At 70.4% G+C, this 18,115-nt stretch carries 17 protein-coding genes and 1 pseudogene; 8 read left to right on the forward strand and 10 right to left on the reverse strand.

What is annotated here, in order from left to right:
- Positions 1 to 49: 49 nt before the first annotated feature.
- From mshC to AJAP_RS19940, 4 genes are all read right to left on the reverse strand, one after another.
- A complete protein-coding gene (mshC, locus tag AJAP_RS19925) occupies positions 50 to 1,288 on the reverse strand; it encodes a cysteine--1-D-myo-inosityl 2-amino-2-deoxy-alpha-D-glucopyranoside ligase (protein WP_038513925.1) in 1,239 nt (412 codons plus the stop codon).
- Positions 1,289 to 1,363: 75 nt separating this feature from the next.
- The gene (locus tag AJAP_RS19930) at positions 1,364 to 2,128 is read right to left on the reverse strand and encodes a MerR family transcriptional regulator (protein WP_038513927.1); all 765 of its coding nucleotides are present in this window, start codon (positions 2,126 to 2,128) and stop codon (positions 1,364 to 1,366) included.
- A 19-nt stretch (positions 2,129 to 2,147) separates the two neighbouring features.
- Positions 2,148 to 4,103 (reverse strand): vWA domain-containing protein, encoded by a 1,956-nt coding sequence (locus AJAP_RS19935; RefSeq protein WP_038513930.1) that lies wholly within the window; start codon positions 4,101 to 4,103, stop codon positions 2,148 to 2,150.
- A 37-nt stretch (positions 4,104 to 4,140) separates the two neighbouring features.
- Positions 4,141 to 5,538 (reverse strand): ATP-binding protein, encoded by a 1,398-nt coding sequence (locus tag AJAP_RS19940; RefSeq protein WP_038513932.1) that lies wholly within the window; start codon positions 5,536 to 5,538, stop codon positions 4,141 to 4,143.
- A gap of 119 nt (positions 5,539 to 5,657) precedes the next feature.
- Between AJAP_RS19940 and AJAP_RS19945 the strand changes: the two genes are divergently transcribed.
- The gene (locus tag AJAP_RS19945) at positions 5,658 to 6,455 is read left to right on the forward strand and encodes a hypothetical protein (protein ID WP_038513935.1); all 798 of its coding nucleotides are present in this window, start codon (positions 5,658 to 5,660) and stop codon (positions 6,453 to 6,455) included.
- 31 nt (positions 6,456 to 6,486) lie between these two features.
- Here the strand turns inward: AJAP_RS19945 and AJAP_RS19950 are convergent, their stop codons facing one another.
- Positions 6,487 to 7,086, reverse strand: coding sequence for a TetR/AcrR family transcriptional regulator (locus AJAP_RS19950; RefSeq protein WP_038513937.1), 600 nt, complete (start codon positions 7,084 to 7,086; stop codon positions 6,487 to 6,489).
- Between the two features lie 98 nt (positions 7,087 to 7,184).
- Here AJAP_RS19950 and AJAP_RS19955 point away from each other — a divergent pair, with 98 nt between their 5' ends.
- The gene (locus AJAP_RS19955; protein WP_038513940.1) at positions 7,185 to 8,675 is read left to right on the forward strand and encodes a carboxylesterase/lipase family protein; all 1,491 of its coding nucleotides are present in this window, start codon (positions 7,185 to 7,187) and stop codon (positions 8,673 to 8,675) included.
- A 5-nt stretch (positions 8,676 to 8,680) separates the two neighbouring features.
- On the opposite strand, the gene AJAP_RS19960 is transcribed toward AJAP_RS19955, so the two are convergent.
- The gene (locus AJAP_RS19960) at positions 8,681 to 9,301 is read right to left on the reverse strand and encodes a VC0807 family protein (RefSeq protein WP_038513943.1); all 621 of its coding nucleotides are present in this window, start codon (positions 9,299 to 9,301) and stop codon (positions 8,681 to 8,683) included.
- A complete protein-coding gene (locus tag AJAP_RS19965; RefSeq protein ID WP_038513945.1) occupies positions 9,298 to 10,182 on the reverse strand; it encodes an alpha/beta fold hydrolase in 885 nt (294 codons plus the stop codon). The genes AJAP_RS19960 and AJAP_RS19965 overlap by 4 nt, the downstream gene beginning before the upstream one ends.
- A gap of 88 nt (positions 10,183 to 10,270) precedes the next feature.
- Here AJAP_RS19965 and AJAP_RS19970 point away from each other — a divergent pair, with 88 nt between their 5' ends.
- Positions 10,271 to 10,834 (forward strand): TetR/AcrR family transcriptional regulator, encoded by a 564-nt coding sequence (locus AJAP_RS19970; protein ID WP_038513948.1) that lies wholly within the window; start codon positions 10,271 to 10,273, stop codon positions 10,832 to 10,834.
- Between the two features lie 82 nt (positions 10,835 to 10,916).
- On the opposite strand, the pseudogene AJAP_RS19975 reads toward AJAP_RS19970, so the two are convergent.
- Positions 10,917 to 11,962: pseudogene (locus tag AJAP_RS19975) on the reverse strand (ferrochelatase).
- Positions 11,963 to 12,047: 85 nt separating this feature from the next.
- On the opposite strand from AJAP_RS19975, the gene AJAP_RS19980 reads away from it, so the two are divergent.
- From AJAP_RS19980 to AJAP_RS19990, 3 genes are all read left to right on the forward strand, one after another.
- Entirely contained in the window at positions 12,048 to 12,632 is a 585-nt protein-coding gene (locus AJAP_RS19980) for a TetR/AcrR family transcriptional regulator (RefSeq protein ID WP_038513951.1), read from the forward strand.
- Positions 12,633 to 12,703: 71 nt separating this feature from the next.
- On the forward strand, positions 12,704 to 13,885 hold the full coding sequence (locus AJAP_RS19985) for a Cmx/CmrA family chloramphenicol efflux MFS transporter (protein ID WP_038513954.1): 1,182 nt from the start codon (positions 12,704 to 12,706) through the stop codon (positions 13,883 to 13,885).
- 8 nt (positions 13,886 to 13,893) lie between these two features.
- Complete coding sequence (locus AJAP_RS19990) at positions 13,894 to 14,298, forward strand: nuclear transport factor 2 family protein (RefSeq protein ID WP_038513956.1); 405 nt, start codon at positions 13,894 to 13,896, stop codon at positions 14,296 to 14,298.
- Positions 14,299 to 14,362: 64 nt separating this feature from the next.
- On the opposite strand, the gene fabI is transcribed toward AJAP_RS19990, so the two are convergent.
- Entirely contained in the window at positions 14,363 to 15,130 is a 768-nt protein-coding gene (fabI, locus tag AJAP_RS19995) for an enoyl-ACP reductase FabI (protein ID WP_038513958.1), read from the reverse strand.
- 50 nt (positions 15,131 to 15,180) lie between these two features.
- The gene (fabG, locus tag AJAP_RS20000) at positions 15,181 to 15,885 is read right to left on the reverse strand and encodes a beta-ketoacyl-ACP reductase (protein ID WP_016334125.1); all 705 of its coding nucleotides are present in this window, start codon (positions 15,883 to 15,885) and stop codon (positions 15,181 to 15,183) included.
- A gap of 191 nt (positions 15,886 to 16,076) precedes the next feature.
- On the opposite strand from fabG, the gene AJAP_RS20005 reads away from it, so the two are divergent.
- Both AJAP_RS20005 and AJAP_RS20010 read left to right on the forward strand, forming a co-directional pair.
- On the forward strand, positions 16,077 to 17,435 hold the full coding sequence (locus AJAP_RS20005; RefSeq protein ID WP_038513961.1) for an MFS transporter: 1,359 nt from the start codon (positions 16,077 to 16,079) through the stop codon (positions 17,433 to 17,435).
- A 10-nt stretch (positions 17,436 to 17,445) separates the two neighbouring features.
- Positions 17,446 to 18,114, forward strand: coding sequence for a response regulator transcription factor (locus tag AJAP_RS20010; protein WP_083649726.1), 669 nt, complete (start codon positions 17,446 to 17,448; stop codon positions 18,112 to 18,114).
- Position 18,115 lies beyond the last annotated feature (1 nt).

Consider the following 18,115-nt stretch of genomic DNA (forward strand, 5'->3'; position numbering starts at 1 on the left):
GGGTCGTTCAGGACGAAAGATGTCCTGAACGACCCTTTCCTGACGTTCCTCAGAGCTCGATGCCGAGGAGCGCGTCGACCGCGTTCCGGATCAGCCCGGGCGCGGCCGGGTCGGTGCCGGAGCGGTTCAGCGCCTGCTCCACCCAGGCGTCGACGGCCGCGAGCGCCTTGGGCGTGTCGAGGTCGTCGGTGAGGTGGTCACGCAGCCGCGCGACGGTGTCCTCCGCGGCCGGGCCAGTGGCGAGAGAGACAGCGTCACGCCAACGCGCCAGCTGTGCTTCGGCATCCGCGTGCAACTGTTCGGTCCACGGCCGGTCCTCGCGGTAGTGGCCGGCGAACAGCGCGAGCCGGATCGTGCCGGGGTCGACCTTGTCGGCGCGCAGCCGCGAGACGAACACGAGGTTCCCGCGCGACTTCGACATCTTCTCGCCGTCGAGGCCGATCATCCCGGCGTGCACGTAGTGCCGCGCGAACGGCCTGTCCCCCGCGACGGCCTCCGCGTGCGCGGCGCTGTACTCGTGGTGGGGGAAGATCAGATCCGAGCCGCCGCCCTGGACGTCGAAGCCGAGACCGAGCCGGTTGACCGCGATCGCGCTGCACTCGATATGCCAGCCGGGCCTGCCCTCGCCCAGTTCGGACTCCCACGACGGCTCGCCCGGCCGCGCCATCCGCCACAGCAGCGCGTCCAGCGGGTGCTGCTTGCCGGGACGGTCCGGGTCGCCGCCGCGTTCGGCGAAGAACTTCGCCATGGTCTCGGCGTCGTAGTTCGACTCGGAACCGAAATGCCCGGTCGCGTTGTGGTCGAAGTAGATGTCCGGGTACTCCGCGTCGTCCGCGCGGTAGGCGCTGCCGTTGGCCAGCAGTTTGGCGATGACCTCGACGATCTCCGGGATGCTCTCGACGGCCCCGACGAACTGCCGCGGCGGCAGCACCCGCAACGCGGTCATGTCCTCGCGGAACAGCGCCGTCTCACGCATGCCGAGGACGACCCAGTCGTCCTTGTCGCGCTCGGCGCGCTCCAACAGGGGCTCGTCGATGTCCGTCACGTTCTGCACGTAGTGGACTTCGTGCCCGGCGTCCCGCCACAGGCGGTTCACCAGGTCGAACGTCAGGTACGTGGCCGCGTGCCCCAGATGGGTGGCGTCGTACGGCGTGATGCCGCAGACGTACATCCGGGCGGTGGGCCCGGGCGCGGTGGGACGGATCTGTCCCGTCGCGGTGTCGTGGAGCCGCAGCGGACGGGGGGTGCCGGGGATACGGGGCACGTCGACCGATGACCAAGTCTGCATACTCCGACTGTAAGCGGAGCCGCCGCGCCGTTCCCGCCCGGTGGGAGACGAACACGGCCGGAGTAACCGGACCCGCTATCCGGCGGCCCGGTCCGCGTTGGCGTGCACGGCGTCCCGGATGTACTCGCCGAGGCCTGGCCGCTGGTCCGGCTCGCGCACCAGGAAGCCGAGCTGGACCGGTTCGGTCGCGTAGAGCCGGGCGAGCTCGCGGTGCGTCGTGAGGTCGCAGTCGCCCATGAACGCCGCGAGCATCCGGCGGTGTTCTTCGGCGAGGTCCATCGCCGGGGAACTGTCGGCGGGCGCGCCGGAGTCGAAGACGGCGAGCAGCCGCCGGACCCAGTCCTCCCGGCTCTTTTCCGCTTCGAGCCATTCCTCCTTGGACCGCGGCCTGGCCGTCGCCTGCCACTGCGGGGTATCACCCCAACGACGGACGGCCTCCTCCGCGTAGCCCTCCGGCTCACGGAACTCGCCGAAGACCTCGAACCGCTCTTCCGGGGTCAGCGCGTTCCCGGCCTCCTTCGCCGCGATCACCCGCTCGACGGATTCGGCCATCCGCGTCAGCTCGCCGATCCGGTCGGCGAGCAACGCGCGCTGACGCCGCAGGTGCTCCAGCGCGTCCACGCCCGGGTCTTCGATCACCTTCGCGATCGTTTCGAGGCCGAAGCCGAGTTCCCGGTAGAACAGGACGCGCTGGAGGCGGTCGAGGTCGTCGTCGCTGTAACTCCGATACCCCGCGGCCGTCCGCCCGCTCGGGGACAGGAGGCCGATCTCGTCGTAGTGGTGCAGTGTGCGCACGGTGACGCCCGAGAGCGCCGCCACCTTCCCGACCGGATACCCCATCGGGCCAGCGTAGGCGAGTTCAGCGCTTCCTGGTCCGCAGGTAGTCGCCGACCACGGCGGCACCGAGCCCGTCGAGGTCGGGAGCGACCACCCGGCCGCCGGAGCGGCGGGCGAGCAGGTCGACGAACTCCGTCAGCCGCGGGTCGTCCCCGAGCCGGAACACCGTCACCGACGCGCCCAGCTTCGCCATCCGGTCCACTTCGGACAGGGTCTTCAGCAACGTCCTCGGCTGGGGCGGATAGTCGAATTCCGCCGATCCGTCCGGTTCCAGATGCGCGGTCGGCTCGCCGTCGGTGACCATCAGGACCACCGGCTGCGCGTCTGGATGCCGCCGCAGATGCCGCCCGGCCAGGAGCAGCGCGTGGTGGGCGTTGGTGCCCTGTTCCCAAGCGCCTTCCAGGCCCACCAATTCGGCCAGCTCGACCGATGTCGCGTAGCGGCCGAAGGTGATCAGCTGGAGAGCGTCGTTGCGGAACCGGGTGCTGATCAGCTGGTGCAGCGCGAGCGCCGTCCGCTTCATCGGCAGCCAGCGGCCCTCCTGCACCATCGACCACGAGGTGTCCACGAGCAACGCCACCGCCGCGCGCGACCGGTGCTCGGTCTCGATCACCTCGACGTCGGAGACGTCCATCCGGACTGATCGCTCCCCCACCGAAACCGAGCGCAGGACGGAGTTGCGGACCGTCCTGGAGACGTCCCACGGCTGCATGTCCCCGAACCGCCACGGCCTCGTCGCGCCGGTCGGTTCGCCCGCGGCGCCGGCGGACTCGGTCTCCCGTTGCCCGGTCTTGCCTCGCAGCGCGTGCACGACGTCTGCGAGCGCCGTCTCGCCTAACCTCCGCAAAGCCTTGGGAGACAAGCGAAGCGTGCCATCGGGAGCACGTTCGAAAAGTCCTTGCCGCCGCAGCTCGCGTTCCAGTTCGGACAGCCGCCGCGCGTCGACCCCGGCGTCCGGCCCGAGCTGGCGTTCCAGCGCGTCGACGTCGATGTCCTCCAGCCTGGCGCCGGGATACGACTGGCCGAGCTGCTCGGCCAGCGCGTCGAGTTCGGCGAGATCGGACATCGCCCGGGCACCCTCGCCGAGGCCCATCGGATCGTTGCCACGGAACCGTTCCGAAGACGTCCAGTCCTCACCGGGCCGCAACGCCCGCAGCTGAGCATCCAAAGTGGACAGTTGCTGCGCCAGCCGAGGGTCGCCGAACGCCTGCTGGGACAGTTCGGCCAGTTCGGCCCGCTGCTCGGGAGTCATCGAGTTCAGCATCCGCTGCGCGGCCGCGGCGCGGGCGGCGAGGACGTCGATCAGCTCCTCGACGTTCTTCGGGTTCTCCGGGAAGAACTCGCCGTGCCGACGCATGAACTCCGCGAACCGTTCCGGGACGTCCTCACGGCCCTGGGCGTGCGCGGCCAGGAGGTCGTTGAGGTCGGCGAGCATACGGTTCGCCTGCTCGACCTGTTCCGGCCCGGCGTTCCGCAGTGCCTCCTTCATCCCTTCGAACCGGGAATCCAGCAGCTCACGGCCGAGCAGGTCGCGGATCTTCTCGTAGTTCTCCCTGCCCTCCCGCGAACGCCAGTCGTACTCGGCGAGTTCGCGCACCGCCGCGGCCGTTCCCGGCGGCAACGCATCCAGTTGCGCCTCGCGGAAACGGGCGTCGTCGTCCGGATCGGGGAACAGTTCGCGCCGCTCGGCCTCCAGCGCCTGGTCGAGAAGCCGCTGGACCTCTTGGAGTGTGCCGTCGAGCCGGTGCCGCCGCTGGATCTCCGACCGGCGCTGCCAGAGCCGTCTGGTCAGCTCGTCGAGCCCCGCGGTGCGCGGGGTACCGCGCCGCAGCAGCTCTTCGAGCGCGGACCGGGGCGACGCGCCGGCCATGACGTCACGGCCGATCTCGTCGAGCGCGTCCCGCAGATCGGCGGGCGGTGCCAGCGGATCGGGACCGTCGTGCCACGGCCCGTACGAATACCCCTCCGGCTGTGTCATCGCCGCCTCCGCGGGAAAAAGTACGTCGGCGGGAAACTCATCGGCCGTAGACGGTCGTCGAGTCGTCCGAGTCCTTGGCGAGTCTCCTCGACAGGAACAGGGATTCCAGCGCCAGTTCGACGGCGGCCGCGATGCGCCCGGCCGGTTCGTCCGGCGCGACGCCCGCACGCGCGGCGACGTCGTGCAGGACCGGCAGTTCCGGTAGCGCGGCGAGGACGTCCTTGCCGGGCACGCGTTCCCCGGTGGCGACCAGATGCCCGGACTCGACGGCGTCGGCCAGCGGCAGCAGGTCCAGGCCCGCGAACCGCGAGCGGGCCGTCTCCGCGACCGCCCGGCGCAGCAGGTGCACGAGGTGTTCGGTCTCGCGTCCCTCCTCCCCCGGCTCGAATTCGAGCTTGCCGCGCAGGACGGCGGGCACGGCGTCGAGATCGACCGGGCGCGCCACCGCGGGCTCCTCACCGGTCAGCGCGGACCGGCGCAACGCCGCGGCGCCGACCGTTTCCGCCGCCGCGACGGCGAACCGCGCCGAAACGCCGGACCGCTGGTCGATCACCGGCGACTCACGCAGGTTCCGCACGAACCGGGCGAGCACCTCCAGCAGCGGCTCGCCGACCTCGGCGACCAGATGGGCCTCCTGCCGCACGACCGCGATCTCCGCCTCGACGTCGAGCGGGTAGTGGGTGCGGATCTCGGCGCCGAACCGGTCCTTGAGCGGGGTGATGATGCGGCCGCGGTTGGTGTAGTCCTCAGGGTTGGCGGTCGCCACCAGCAGCACGTCCAGCGGCAGGCGCAGGGTGTAGCCGCGCACCTGGATGTCGCGTTCCTCCATCACGTTCAGCAGCGCGACCTGGATGCGTTCGGCGAGGTCCGGCAGCTCGTTGATCGCCACGATGCCGCGGTGGGCGCGCGGGACGAGTCCGAAGTGGATGGTCTCGGGATCGCCGAGGCTGCGGCCTTCCGCGACCTTCACCGGGTCGACGTCGCCGATGAGGTCACCGACCGAGGTGTCCGGCGTGGCCAGCTTCTCCGTGTACCGGTCTTCGCGGTGGCGCCAGGCCACGGGGAGGGCGTCGCCGAGTTCGGCGGCGCGGCGGCGCGACTCCGGGGTGATCGGGTCGAGCGGGTGCTCGCCCAGTTCGGCACCCTCGATGACGGGCGTCCATTCGTCGAGAAGTCCCACGAGGGTCCGCAGCAGCCGGGTCTTGCCCTGGCCGCGTTCGCCGAGGAGGACGACGTCGTGGCCGGCCAGGAGCGCGCGTTCCAGCTGCGGCAGAACCGTGCGCGAGAAGCCGACGATCCCGGGCCAGGCGTCTTCGCCGGCACGGAGCTTGGCGAGCAGGTTGTCGTGCAGTTCTTGGTTGATCGACCGCGGCAGGTGACCCGCCGCGCGGAGGTCCCCGGCGGTCCGGGGCAGGTTTGCGGGAACATCGTTCACCCGTTCGACGCTACGTCGCGGGCGTGGCCGCTGTCGACGTGAAGCAACTCCAGCTCCGCGTCGAACGACCAACGCGACCCTTTCCTGGTCTTACCGAAAGCACGACTAAAATCAGTCCGGTGTGCCGTCCTAGTGCGACCCTCGCGGTCTGGTCTTCGGCGTGGCTGAACGGAGCCGCGGCCTCCGACGACGTCCTTGACGCCCTGCAGGTCTGGGGCGAAGCCCACGACTTCGTCGCCGCGGACGCGGCCGCCGCCGAGGCGTTCGACCTGCCGCTCGCGTTCAACCGCGCCGCGACCCCGGTCCAGCTGCTGCTCGCCCTTCGTTCACAGGGGGCGAAGAGCATGCAGCTGGTGCTCCCGGTGCCCGGTGACGTGCGGGGGCTGGGTGGCGGCGGGCCGTTCGCCGAGGCGGCGCTGCGGACCGGCGAGGCCGTCGTGCTGCCGGATCTCGGCTACGGAGTGGTCCCCGAGGCGATCGCCGAAGGTCTCATGCGCTGGACCGTGTACTCGGTGCCCATGCCGGGTGTCCTCGAGTACCGTCCGCTGGGCGAGGCCGAACACGGCCTGACCGACGCGATCCGCGCGAGCGCGGGTGCGCTGCAGGCACTGGACGTCGCCAGCGAACGGCCCGGGGTGCGGGCCGAGCTCTCGGCCCGGCTCCGCGCGGCCACCGACGCGCCCTGGCCCGCCGGAATGCCCAGCCGGGCGTTGCGGGTACTCCAGCGGTCCCAGGAGATCGCGGCGATCCTCGCCATCGCCGAATCCGACGATCCGGGCGGCGCGCTCTCGTCGTCGGCGGCGCTTCGGCGGGCGGAGGCCTTGCGGCCGCTGACCGAAGCCGTCCGCAACGCCCGGTGCGCGGCGATCAACGAAGCCGTGCGGGTGTTCGCCGAACAGGCGGACCGGCACCCGTAGGTCCCGACCAGAGCAACTCCACCGCACGAGGTCACGTGGTCCTGAACAGCCGGTCCAGGTGCACGTCGATCGCGGCGAGCGCGTCCTGGGGCTTGATCACGTCGAGTTCGATCAGGGACGTGAAGCCGGTGAGGGCGAGGAGCAGGTCGGTCTCGGTCGCCGGGTCGCGGCCGGAGTCGATGTGCCCGTCCGCGATCGCCTGGCGGACCAGCTGCTCGACGAGGGCCCGCCCTTGGACGAGGCCGCGGCGTGCCTGCTCGTGCACGGCCTCGTCGTGCAGCGCCTCCAAAACGTAGGCGGCGCTCATCCGGCTGGTCGCGCGGGCGTCGGGATTCAGGGGCAGCATTTCCGCCAACGTCAGTCGCAGCACGTCACGGGGATGCGGACGGTCACCGAGTCTTTCGAGCCCCTGCTGTACGCGCGCCGAGGTCTGCTCGGACGCGAAATCCATGGCGAAGGAGAGCATGTCGGTCCTGGAGGCGAAGTAGTGCTGCAGCTGCCCGAGTGACATGCCCGCCTCCTGCGCCACCACGCGCATCGTCAGCTGGGTGACGCCGCGCTGCTCCACCACCCGCCACAGTGCGCGGGCGATCGCTTCGCGGCGTCCGCGGTGATCCACCTGTTTCGGCATCGCCGGCCTTCCCCTCGTACCCCGGGACTTTTCCAATACAGTTGACATAATACACCTGACCCATAATCCTGACGTCCGATCGAGGGGAAGGAATCGTCATGTCCGAACAGCCGAAGGTACGGACCACGGAAGGCGTGGTGCAGGGGCGCCGCCGGCAGGGCCACGCGGTGTTCCGCGGCATCCCCTACGCCCAGCCCCCCGTCGGAGCGCTCCGCTTCGCCGCGCCCGCGCCGCCGCACCGCTGGGAGGGGACGAGGCAGGCGGTCGAGTTCGGCCCCGTGGCGCCGCTGTCCCTGCCGATCGACGTGCCCCCGCAGGGCGGCGACTGGCTGACGCTCAACGTCGGCACTCCGGATCCCGGCGCGGCGGGACTGCCAGTGCTGGTGTGGATCCCCGTGGGCGGCTACCTCTCGGCGGCGTCGAGCGACCCGATGTACGACCCGGCGGCGCTGGCCGAGGCCGGAGTCGTCGTGGTGACCATCAACTGCCGCGTGGGCGCGGAGGGATTCGCCTTCCTCGACGACGTGCCGCCCAACCGCGGATTCCTCGACCAGATCGCGGCGCTGGAGTGGGTGCAGCACAACATCGCCGCCTTCGGAGGCGACCCCGGCCGGGTCACCGTGGGCGGGGTGTCCGCCGGGGCGGGCTCGGTCGCCGCCCTGCTGACGATGAAGTCCGCACGCGGCCTGTTCCGGCGGGCCATCGCCCATTCCGTGCCGGGGCTGTACAGCACCCCCGCGCTGGCGCGGCAGGTCACCGCCGCGTTCGCGGACCGGCTCGGCGCGACGGCCCCCACCGCCGAGGCCCTGCGCGACATCGACCCATGGCGCCTGGCCGCCGAGCTCACGTCCTTCAACGCCGGCCTCCACGCGCACCGGGAGAGCTGGGGACGCCTCACGGAGGCCGGCACCGCGCTGTGCCCCGTCGTCGACGGCGAGGTCCTCCCGGAAACGCCTTGGCCCGCGCTGACCGGCGCGCGAGCGAGCGGGACCGAACTGCTCGTCGGCCACACCCGGGACGAGTTCCGGTACTTCAGCGTCGTCAGCGGACGGTACGGCACGTTCACCGAGGAGGACGCCCACGCGGCCCTGAAACTGCACGCCCCGCAGCCGGACGGCGCGCGAGCCTACCGCGCCGCGTTCCCGCAAGCAGGCCCGGAGGAACTGGTGGAGACCGTGTACTCCGACGCCCTCTTCCGCATGCCGTCACAGAAGCTGGCCGAGGCGAACACCGCAGCCGGCGGCACCTCCCACCTGTTCGAACTGTGCTGGACCGCCCCGGCCCTCGGCGGAATCCTGGGCGCCTGCCACAGCCTCGACGTGCCACTGGCGTTCGGCACGCTGAACAGCCCCGTCGGCACCCAGCTCATCGGCGAGGAACCCACTCCCGACGCCATCGCGCTCTCCCGCGAACTCCGGGAGGCATGGGTCCGCTTCGTTACCACCGGCGACGCGGGCTGGCCCGCCCACCGGCCCGGCGAGCACCTCACCCGCGTCCTGGACACCGAGTCGAAGACCCTGCCCTACCCCGAACACGCATCCCGCCAGATCTGGGAAGGCCACTCCCCTGCCCCCTTCGATCTCCCGTAGCCGGGTCACCCGGTCGCGGCGTGCTTCTCCTGGATTTTCCCGGCGTACCGGACGGACCACAGCGAAAGCCCGCCGATGACGGCGAGCAGCAGGATCACGCTGAGCGCGTTCATCACGTCGGCCGACAGCGTGTAGACCAGCGGCACCCGGAGCGCGGCTTCCAGCAGCAGCGCCACTCCCCACACCGCCGACATCCGGGTGAACGCCCGCCGGAAAGCGGGAACCTCCTCGCTGAGGCGGTCGATCTCCGCGCGTTTCGCCGCGTTTGAGCCGGCCCGCACGGCGACGAGCACCATGGGCGTGCGGCCGAAGCAGCTCAGCAACAGCACGATCGCGGCGGTCGCGGTGGCGAAGGATTCCTTCAGCAGCAAGAACTTCGTGTCACCGGTGACCAGCGAGAGCACGAGCCCGACTCCGAGCACACCGGCCAGCAACGCGGCGAAGCCGTCGAACGACCGATCGCGAACGGCGACCCACGCGATCCGTATCGCCGCCAGCCCCGCCCCGGCGAGCAGCGAAATCCGCTCACTCTGTCCGGCGAGCCGGAGCCCGTAGTACGCGGCCAGCGGGAGCGCCACGTCCCAGAGCAGCAACGACAGCGTGGGATTCTTGCCGCGCGCGGTCACGTGCCCGCTTCGCAGTCGGCCAGGAACTTCAGGACGCGCGCGTTGACCTCGGCCGCGGATTCACCGGCGATGGCGTGGGTCGCCGACGGCCACAGTTCGACCTGTCCCCGCGGCAGAAGCTCGCGGGCGCGGGCGGCGGCGCGGTCCGGATCGTGGATGACGCTGCGCCCGGCGATCAGGGCCAGCACCGGCATCCGCAGCGAGCGCAACTGCTCGTCGGTGAACAACCTGGGCGACGGCAGGGCGATGCGGTAGGTCCGCATCCCCTCGTCGATCACCCGCGCGACCGGATCCGTGGCGTCGACCTCCGCGCCACCGGAAATCCAGTTGAGGAACGACGGCCGGGCCCAGCGGTTGACGACGGGGATCGCGGTGAGGGTGGCGCGGACGACGAGTCCCGGAGTCAGTCCGCCGAAGGTCAGCACGGGGTCGATCACGGTGAGCGACTTCAGCCGTTCCGGCGCCCGCACCGCGAGGTTGGCGGCGAGCCAGCCCCCGAACGAGTACCCGATCAGGTGCACGGACGGCAGGTCGAGTTCCTCGAGCACTGTCGTCAACCACGCGGCCTGGTCGGCGCCGTCGCGGATCGGGACGGTCTGCTCGCTGCGGCCCGGCTCACCGATGAGGTCCACCGCGTAGACCTCGCCGTGTCCGAGCAGCGCCGTGAGGTTGGGTTCCCACATCACCGCGGTGCCCGCGCGACCGGGCAGCAGCACGATCGGTGTCCCGCCCGGCTGCCCGAACCGGTACACGCGCGCCACCCCGAACGCCGTCTGGATGTCGTGCACACCGGTCGGCGTGGGCAAAGCCGCCAAACCTCGGTCATAGACGGCCTCGTACTCGGCTCGCGCCGCCGACGAGGCGAAACCGCCCACCTTCATTCGCACCCCTCCTCTTTACGGTACGATCGGATTGTAAACAGTCGGTGAGAAGTTTGCAATCCGATCGGACTGCCAAAAGGAGGAGTGGGTGCCCAAGCGAGTCGATCACGAGGACCGGCGGCGGCAGATCGCCGCGGCCGTTCGCCGCATCGCGGCCGACCGGGGACTCGAAGGGGTCAGCCTGAACGAAGTCGCGGCCGAAGCCGGTATCTCGAAAGGCTTCGTCCAGCACTACTTCGCGTCACGGGACGACATGCTGCGGTTCGCGGCGACCACCCTGCGAGGCGGGATCGAGGAGCGCATCGCCACCCCACTTCGTGTCCGCGACCTGCTTGTCGCCTTGCTCCCCCTCGACGACGCCGGACGGGACGACGCGCTGGTCGCCAACGCCTTCCTGGTGCGCGCGCTCAAGGATCCGGAGATCGCGGGTCACTTCCGGACGGGCCACGGACTGCTTCGCGACGCGGTGGCGGCCCTGATCGCCGCCGCCCAAGCGGACGGCGATCTCGCCCAGTCCGTCGACCCGGCCGCCGAAGCCGGCCTCCTGCTGGCGCTGGTCGCCGGTCTCGGTGACGCGGTGCTGCTCGGCTACCAAACCGGCGACGAGGCCATCGCGCTGATCGATCTGCACCTGTCGAGGATCGCCGCCTGACCTTCACACCTTCCCAAGTACATGAAGGCCCCCTTCACTGCGCTAGACGCAAGGAAGGGGGCCTTCATGTACTTCAAGGCACTTACGGACGCGCGGGCCTCTTCGCGGGCTCGCAGCACCCCACCGCGCAAGGCGCCCCGTTGATCGTGCACCCGGCCGCCGGGAACGGCGACAGCTTCCGCGCCGGCGCCCCCTCGATGTGTTCCCGGATCAGCTCCACGACGAGCTCCGCGAACCGCGGGTCGGTGTCCGGAGTCGCGGCCCGCGCGAAGCCCATGCCGTGCTCCGCGGCCCGCTCGGCGGCCTCGTTGTCGAGGTCCCAGATCACCTCGAGGTGATCGGACACGAAACCCACCGGGCAGACGACCACCGAGGTGACGCCTTCCGCGTGCAGCGCGTCGATGTGGTCGACGATGTCCGGCTCCAGCCACGGCACCTGCGGCGGGCCGGAGCGCGACTGCCAGACGACGTCGTAGGTCTCGATCCCCACTTCGGCGGCGACGAGCCGGGCCGCTTCAGCGATCTGGCGCGAGTAACGCCGTCCGCCTTCCGAAGGCGGCCCGGACGCCTTGTCGGCGGACTCGGGCACCGAGTGCGCGCAGAACACCGTCCTGGTCCCGGGCTGGTTCCCCAGCTTGGCGTGCGCGGCGCGGACGGCGTCAGCGAAGGCGGCGATGAACAGCGGGTGGTCGAAGAACTGCCGCAGCTTCACCAGTTCCGGCGCACTGTCGCCGACTGACGCGCGGGCACGCTCGATGTCCTCGTCGTACTGGCGGCAGGCCGAATAGCCGCCGTACGCGCTCGTGGGGAACACCAGGACGCGCTGAGCACCCGCCTCGGTGATTTCGGCCAGGGTGTCCTCGACCATCGGCCGCCAGTTGCGGTTGCCGAAGTGGACGGGCAGATCGATCCCGGCGGCCGCGAGTCGCTTCTCGACCGCGGAGATCGCGTCCCGGTTCAGCCGGTTGATCGGCGAGACCCCGCCGAAATGCTGGTAGTGCTCGGAGACCTCGAGCAGCCGTTCCCGGGGGACCCCCGGCCCCGCGTGACGTTCTCCAGGAACGGCATCACCTCGTCGGGTCCCTCGGGACCACCGAACGAAAGCCAAAGCAGCGCGTCGTAACCCACCCCGCCATCTTGCCGTTGTGGCGCTCCGCACGCTGACCCGACCCGTTTTGAACCGACCGATCCAAAACCTGGTACGGTCGCCTCCATGGCCAGGCCGAAGGAATTCGACGAGCGCGCCGCGGTCGGGCGCGCCATGGACGCGTTCTGGGCACGCGGTTACGAGGGCACGTCGACACAGGCCCTCTGCCAAGCCACCGGTTTGGGCCGCAGCAGCATCTACAACACCTTCACCAGCAAGCACGCATTGTTCATGCGCGCACTCGACCACTACGCCGAACGCGGGATCACGGCCAGGACCGCGTTGCTGGAGGAATCCGGGACCGGCGTCGAGCGGTTCCGCGCCCTGTTCGCGTACACGATCGACGAGGAAGTCGAGCATCCCGGCCGGGGCTGCCTCGTGGTCAACACGGTGGCGGAGTTCGGCGAGCGCGATCCCGAGATCAAGGCGCGGATCGACGCCGACACCCGGCGGCACATCGCCCTTCTTTCGGCCTGTGCCAAGGAAGGGCAGCTGGACGGGACGATCGACGCCCGCCGCGAGCCCGGCGCCGTCGCCGAGTTCGCGCACAGCACCGTCGCCGGGCTCCGGCTGATGTCCCGGCGCGGCGCCGGACGAGCGGCCATGGAGGCCGTCGCGGCCATCGCGGTGGACGCGATCGCCGCGAAGTAGACCGAACGAACCCTTGTGCGCGACGCTGCCCACATTTTGGACTGAACGATACAAAACTGGAGGGATTTCCCGTGCCTTTGGCGGTCTGCGTACTCGGACTGAGCGTGTTCGCGCTCGGCACCTCCGAGTTCATGATCACCGGCCTGCTCCCGGGGATGGCGGCCGATCTGAACGTCGGCATCCCGGAGGCCGGGCTGCTCATCTCGGCCTTCGCGATCGGCATGGTCGTCGGCGCTCCCCTGCTCGCGATCGCGACGCTGAGGGTGCCGAGGCGCGCCACCCTGATGGCCCTGCTCGTCGTCTTCGGGCTCTCGCACGTCGTCGGCGCGCTGGGCTCGGGGTACGCCCTGCTCTTCGCGACGCGCGTCGTCAGCGCGGTCGCGTGCGCCGGCTTCTGGGCGGTCGCGGCGGCAACCGCGGTCGCGCTCGTCCCGGTCGAACGCCGCGGCCGCGCGCTGGCCATCCTCGTCGGCGGCCTCACCGTCGCGAACATCGCCGGCGTCCCCGCCGGGACCTTCCTCGGCCAGCACGCGGGCTGGCGGGCGGCGTTCTGGGCGGTCACGGCGCTGACCGTGATCGCGCTGATCGGGGTCTTCGCCCTGGTCCCGGAGACGCAGAACGGTGAGGACGAGACCGACGTCGCGACCGAACTGCGGCTCTACCGGGGCGGCCGCTTCTGGCTGGCGCTCGGCGTGATCGCGCTCGCGCAGGCGATGATCTTCGCGACCTTCAGCTATCTCGCGCCCCTGCTGACCGAGGTCGCCGGGCTGCCGGAAAGCTGGGTGCCGGGCGTGCTCTCCCTGTTCGGGCTCGGCGCGCTGATCGGCATCACCGCCGGCGGCAGGCTCGCCGACGCGAGGCCTTTCGCGACCCTTTACGGCGGCCTCGCCGTCGCCCTGCTCGCCCTGGTGCTGCTCGCGGTCTCCGGTCCGGCGACGCCGGTCGCGATCTTCGCCGTCTTCCTCTTCGGCGTCGCCGGATTCGGGGTCAATCCCGCCTTGAACGTCCGTGCCTTCGCCGTGGCGGGCAACGCGCCCACGCTCGTCGGCGCGAGCACGACCGCCGCGTTCAACGTCGGCAACACCGTCGGCCCGTGGCTCGGCGGCGAGTCGATCGACGCCGGTCTCGGCTACCCGAGCGTGGCGTGGGTGAGCGTCGGGCTCGGGGTCGCCACCGTCGTCGCACTCACCTTCGCCGCCGGTGTCCAGCGCACCGACGACACCCGTCTGCTCCGCGAACCCGTTACCCAGTAAGGAGAATCATGCCCGAACGCACCAAGGCCACCCTCGACGAGTTCTTCCGCCGAATGTCCACAGGAGACACTGACGGCGCCACGGAACTCTTCGCCGACAGTGTCGCGTGGGACATCCCCGGCGCGACGGACCTGGTCCCCTGGATCGGCCCGCGCCGGAACCGGGCGGAGATCCGCGAGTTCTACGACCTGCTCGACAAGGGCCTGATCAAGGACCGGTTCGACGTCGAACGCGTCTTCGTCGACGGGCCGCACGCGGTCGCGGTCGGCCGCCTGCGCTCGACGATCCGCAGCACCGGCAAGGTGATCCAGACGGCCTTCAGCCTCGAGTTCGAAGTGGACGACGACGGCCGGATCACCAAGTACCTGATGCTCGAGGACTCCTGGCACGTCGCGAACGCCGTCCAGCCCTGAGGTACATGAAGGCCCCCATCCTTGCGTCAGGCGCAAGGATGGGGGCCTTCATGTACTCGCGAACTCAGATGCCGAGGGCGTGCACTCCGCCGTCGACCATGATCATCGAGCCGGTGGTGGCGGGCAGCCAGTCCGACAGGACGGCGCAGACGGACTTCGCCGTCGGGTCCGGGTCGGAGCTGTCCCAGCCGAGCGGCGCGCGGTCGCCCCAGCCCTCCTCCAGCTCGGAGAAGCCCGGGATCGACTTCGCGGCCATGGTCTTCATCGGACCGGCGCTGACCAGGTTGACCCGGATGCCCTTCGGGCCGAGGTCGCGCGCCAGGTACCGGTTCACCGACTCCAGCGCCGCCTTCGCCACGCCCATCCAGTTGTAGACGGGCCACGCGACGCGCGCGTCGAAGTCCATGCCGACGATCGACGAGCCGGGCGAGAGCAGCGGCAGCGTCGCGACGGCCAGAGCCTTGAAGGAGAACGCCGACACGTCGACGGCCACCTTCACGTCCTCGCCGGGGGCGTCCAGGAACGGCGCGCCGAGGCACGACTGCGGGGCGAACCCGATCGAGTGCAGCACACCGTCGAGCCCGTCGACGTGCTCACGCACGCGGTCGGCGAGCGAGTCGAGGTGCTCCTGGTTGGTGACGTCCAGCTCCAGCACCGGCGCCGGCTCGGGGAGCCGCTTGGCGATGCGCTCGACGAGCGACAGCCTGCCGAAGCCGGTGAGCACGACCTTCGCGCCCTCCTGCTGCGCGATCTTGGCCGCGTGGAACGCGAGCGAGGCATCGGTGATGACGCCGGTGATCAGCAGGCGCTTGCCTTCGAGCAGTCCTGGCACGGGACCTCCAGTCCGGAGTGGTTTGCGATCGGTACGGGAAAACGGGGACGTCAGTGGCCCATGCCGAGGCCGCCGTCGACCGGCAGCACCGCACCGTTGACGTAACCGGCCTCTTCGGAGGCGAGGTAGCGGACGGCGGCGGCGATCTCCGACGGCTCGGCGTACCGGCCGGAGGGAACCTGGGCGAGGATCTCCTTCTTGCGGTCCTCGCCGAGCTCGTCGGTCATGTCCGTGGCGACGAAGCCCGGCGCGATGACGTTCGAGGTGATGTTGCGCGAGCCCAGCTCACGCGCGAGCGAGCGGGCGAGACCGACGAGGCCCGCCTTGCTGGCCGCGTAGTTGACCTGACCGGCCGAACCGGTGAGGCCCACGACGGACGAGATGAAGATGTAGCGGCCCCATTTGCCCCGCAGCATGCCGCGGGAGGCGCGTTTGGCGACCCGGTACGCGCCGGTGAGGTTGGCGTCGACCACGCGGGTGAACTGCTCCTCGCTCATGCGCATGAGGAGGGTGTCGTCGGTCATCCCGGCGTTCGCGACGAGGACCTCGACCGGGCCCTGGTGCTCCTCGACGAGCTTGAACGCGGCGTCGATCTGCTCGGCGTCCGTGACGTCGGCCTGCACCCCGAAGAGGCCTTCGGGCGCGCCGGAACCGCGGTGCGTGATCGCGACCTTGTGCCCCTGCGCCGCGAGGTCCTTCGCGATCGCCAAACCGATGCCGCGGTTGCCGCCGGTGACCAGTACCGACCGTCCCACAGAGCTCTCCTCGCCTCGTCCTGTCGCGCTGACGGCACTGAGGTTATCGGCTCGTCAGGTTCGCGCCGGAGCCGCGCCACCCCTACCTCCGGGTAACCACGACCGTCCTAAGCGGATGTTAGGAACCGCGCCGAAACCTTGCCCGGCGGTCACGGATTGTTCACCGTGAGCCGGAACACAGGAGGTCAAAGATGACAACCCGGATCGGCGAAGCGTCGCCGCCCGTGAGCGAACGTCGAGTCGTCGGCAACGTGCTGCGCGGCTCGATCGGCAACCTGGTCGAGTGGTACGACTGGTACGCCTACGCCGCCTTCACCACGTACTTCGCGAAGTCCTTCTTCCCCACCAAGGACACGACGGCGGCCTTCCTCGGCACCGCGGCGGTGTTCGCGGTCGGATTCCTCATGCGGCCACTCGGCGGCTGGATGCTGGGCCGGTTCGCCGACCGGTTCGGGCGACGAAGCGCACTCGTGCTTTCCGTCACGTTGATGGCGACGGGGTCGCTGATGATCGCCGTGACGCCGACCTACGCCTCGATCGGGATCGCCGCGCCGATCCTGCTGCTGGTGGCCCGGCTCGTCCAGGGACTCTCGGTCGGCGGCGAGTATTCGACCTCCGCGACCTATCTGTCCGAAGTGGCCACTCCGGGCAAGCGCGGCTTCTACTCCAGCTTCCAGTACGTGACGCTGTACGGCGGCCAGCTGCTGGCGCTGGGCCTCCAGCTGCTCCTGCAGGCCGTGCTGACCGAGCAGCAGCTGACCTCGTGGGGCTGGCGGATCGCCTTCGTCGTCGGCGCGCTCGCCGCGGTCGTGGTGATGATCCTGCGCCGCGGGATGGACGAGTCGGCCAGTTTCGAGGAGACCAAGGCCTCCGGCACCGGCAAGGACGCGGGTGACAAGGGCACGCTGCGCGCGCTGATCAAGTACCCCAAGGAGATCGCGCTCGTCGTCGGCCTCACCCTCGGCGGCACGGTGTCGTTCTACACCTTCGCCACCTACAGCCAGAAGTTCATGGAGAACACCGCGGGCATCCCGCGCCGCACGGTCACGCTGATCCTGTTCTGCGCGATCCTCGTCGCCGCGATCCTGCAGCCGTTCGCGGGCAAGCTCTCCGACCGCATCGGCCGCCGACCGCTGCTGATGTTCTTCGGGATCGCCGGCACGCTGCTGACCGTCCCGATCATGACGCTGATGGGCGGGACGAAGCAGCCGGTGCTCGCCTTCCTGCTGATGCTGGCCGGGCTGGTGATCGTCACCGGGTACACCTCGATCAACGCGATCGTGAAGGCGGAGCTGTTCCCGACGAAGATCCGCGCGATCGGCGTCGGTCTCCCCTACGCGCTCACCGTGGCGATCTTCGGCGGCACCGCCGAGCTCATCGCGCAGGCGCTCAAGGGCGCGGGCCACGAATCGGTGTTCTTCTACTACGTCGCGGGCTGTGTCCTGGTGTCGCTGATCGTGTACGGCACAATGCGGGAAACCTCGAAGACCTCGGAGCTGGACAAGAAGAAGCGGCCCGAGCCCGAGCTCGTGTCCGGCCGCGAAGGCTAGGCGGGAAGGTGTGGCCGTGCGGGTGCTGCTCGTCGAGGACGACGCCGGAGTCGCCGACGCGCTCGCCGAAGCGCTGCAGTCACGCGGCCACACCGTCTCCCACGCGATCCGCGGCAGCGACGCGCTGCACCGGCATCGCGCCGCCGACGTGATCCTGCTGGATCTCAACCTGCCCGACATGCACGGGCTCGACGTGCTCAGGAAGGTCCGTCAGGTGTCGCCGGTACCGGTGCTCGTGCTCACCGCGAGCGGGGACGAACGGTCCGTCGTGCGCGGGCTGCGGCTCGGTGCCGACGACTACCTGACCAAACCCGTCCGTCTCGCCGAACTGCTGGCGAGGATGGACGCGGTCGTCCGCCGTGCCTCCGTCTCCGCGGCCCCGCAGGACGGTGTCGTACGTGTCGAGGACGTCGAGATCGACCTCGGCGCGCGGCGAGTGCTGGTCGGCGGGCACGACATCGGGCTCACCGCCAAGGAATTCGCCGTGCTGGCGGTACTCGCCGCCCGGCCGGGAACCGCGGTGAGCCGCCAGCAGCTGATGGACGAGGTCTGGGGCGACGCGTACCTCGCCGTCTCCCGTTCGCTCGACGTGCACCTGACCCAGCTGCGCGCGAAGCTCGACCGGCCGGGCCTGCTGACCACCATCCGGGGTTTCGGCTACCGGCTGGGCCGGGACTGAC

It is taken from the genome of Amycolatopsis japonica (genome assembly GCF_000732925.1).
Taxonomy (GTDB): Bacteria; Actinomycetota; Actinomycetes; order Mycobacteriales; family Pseudonocardiaceae; genus Amycolatopsis; species Amycolatopsis japonica.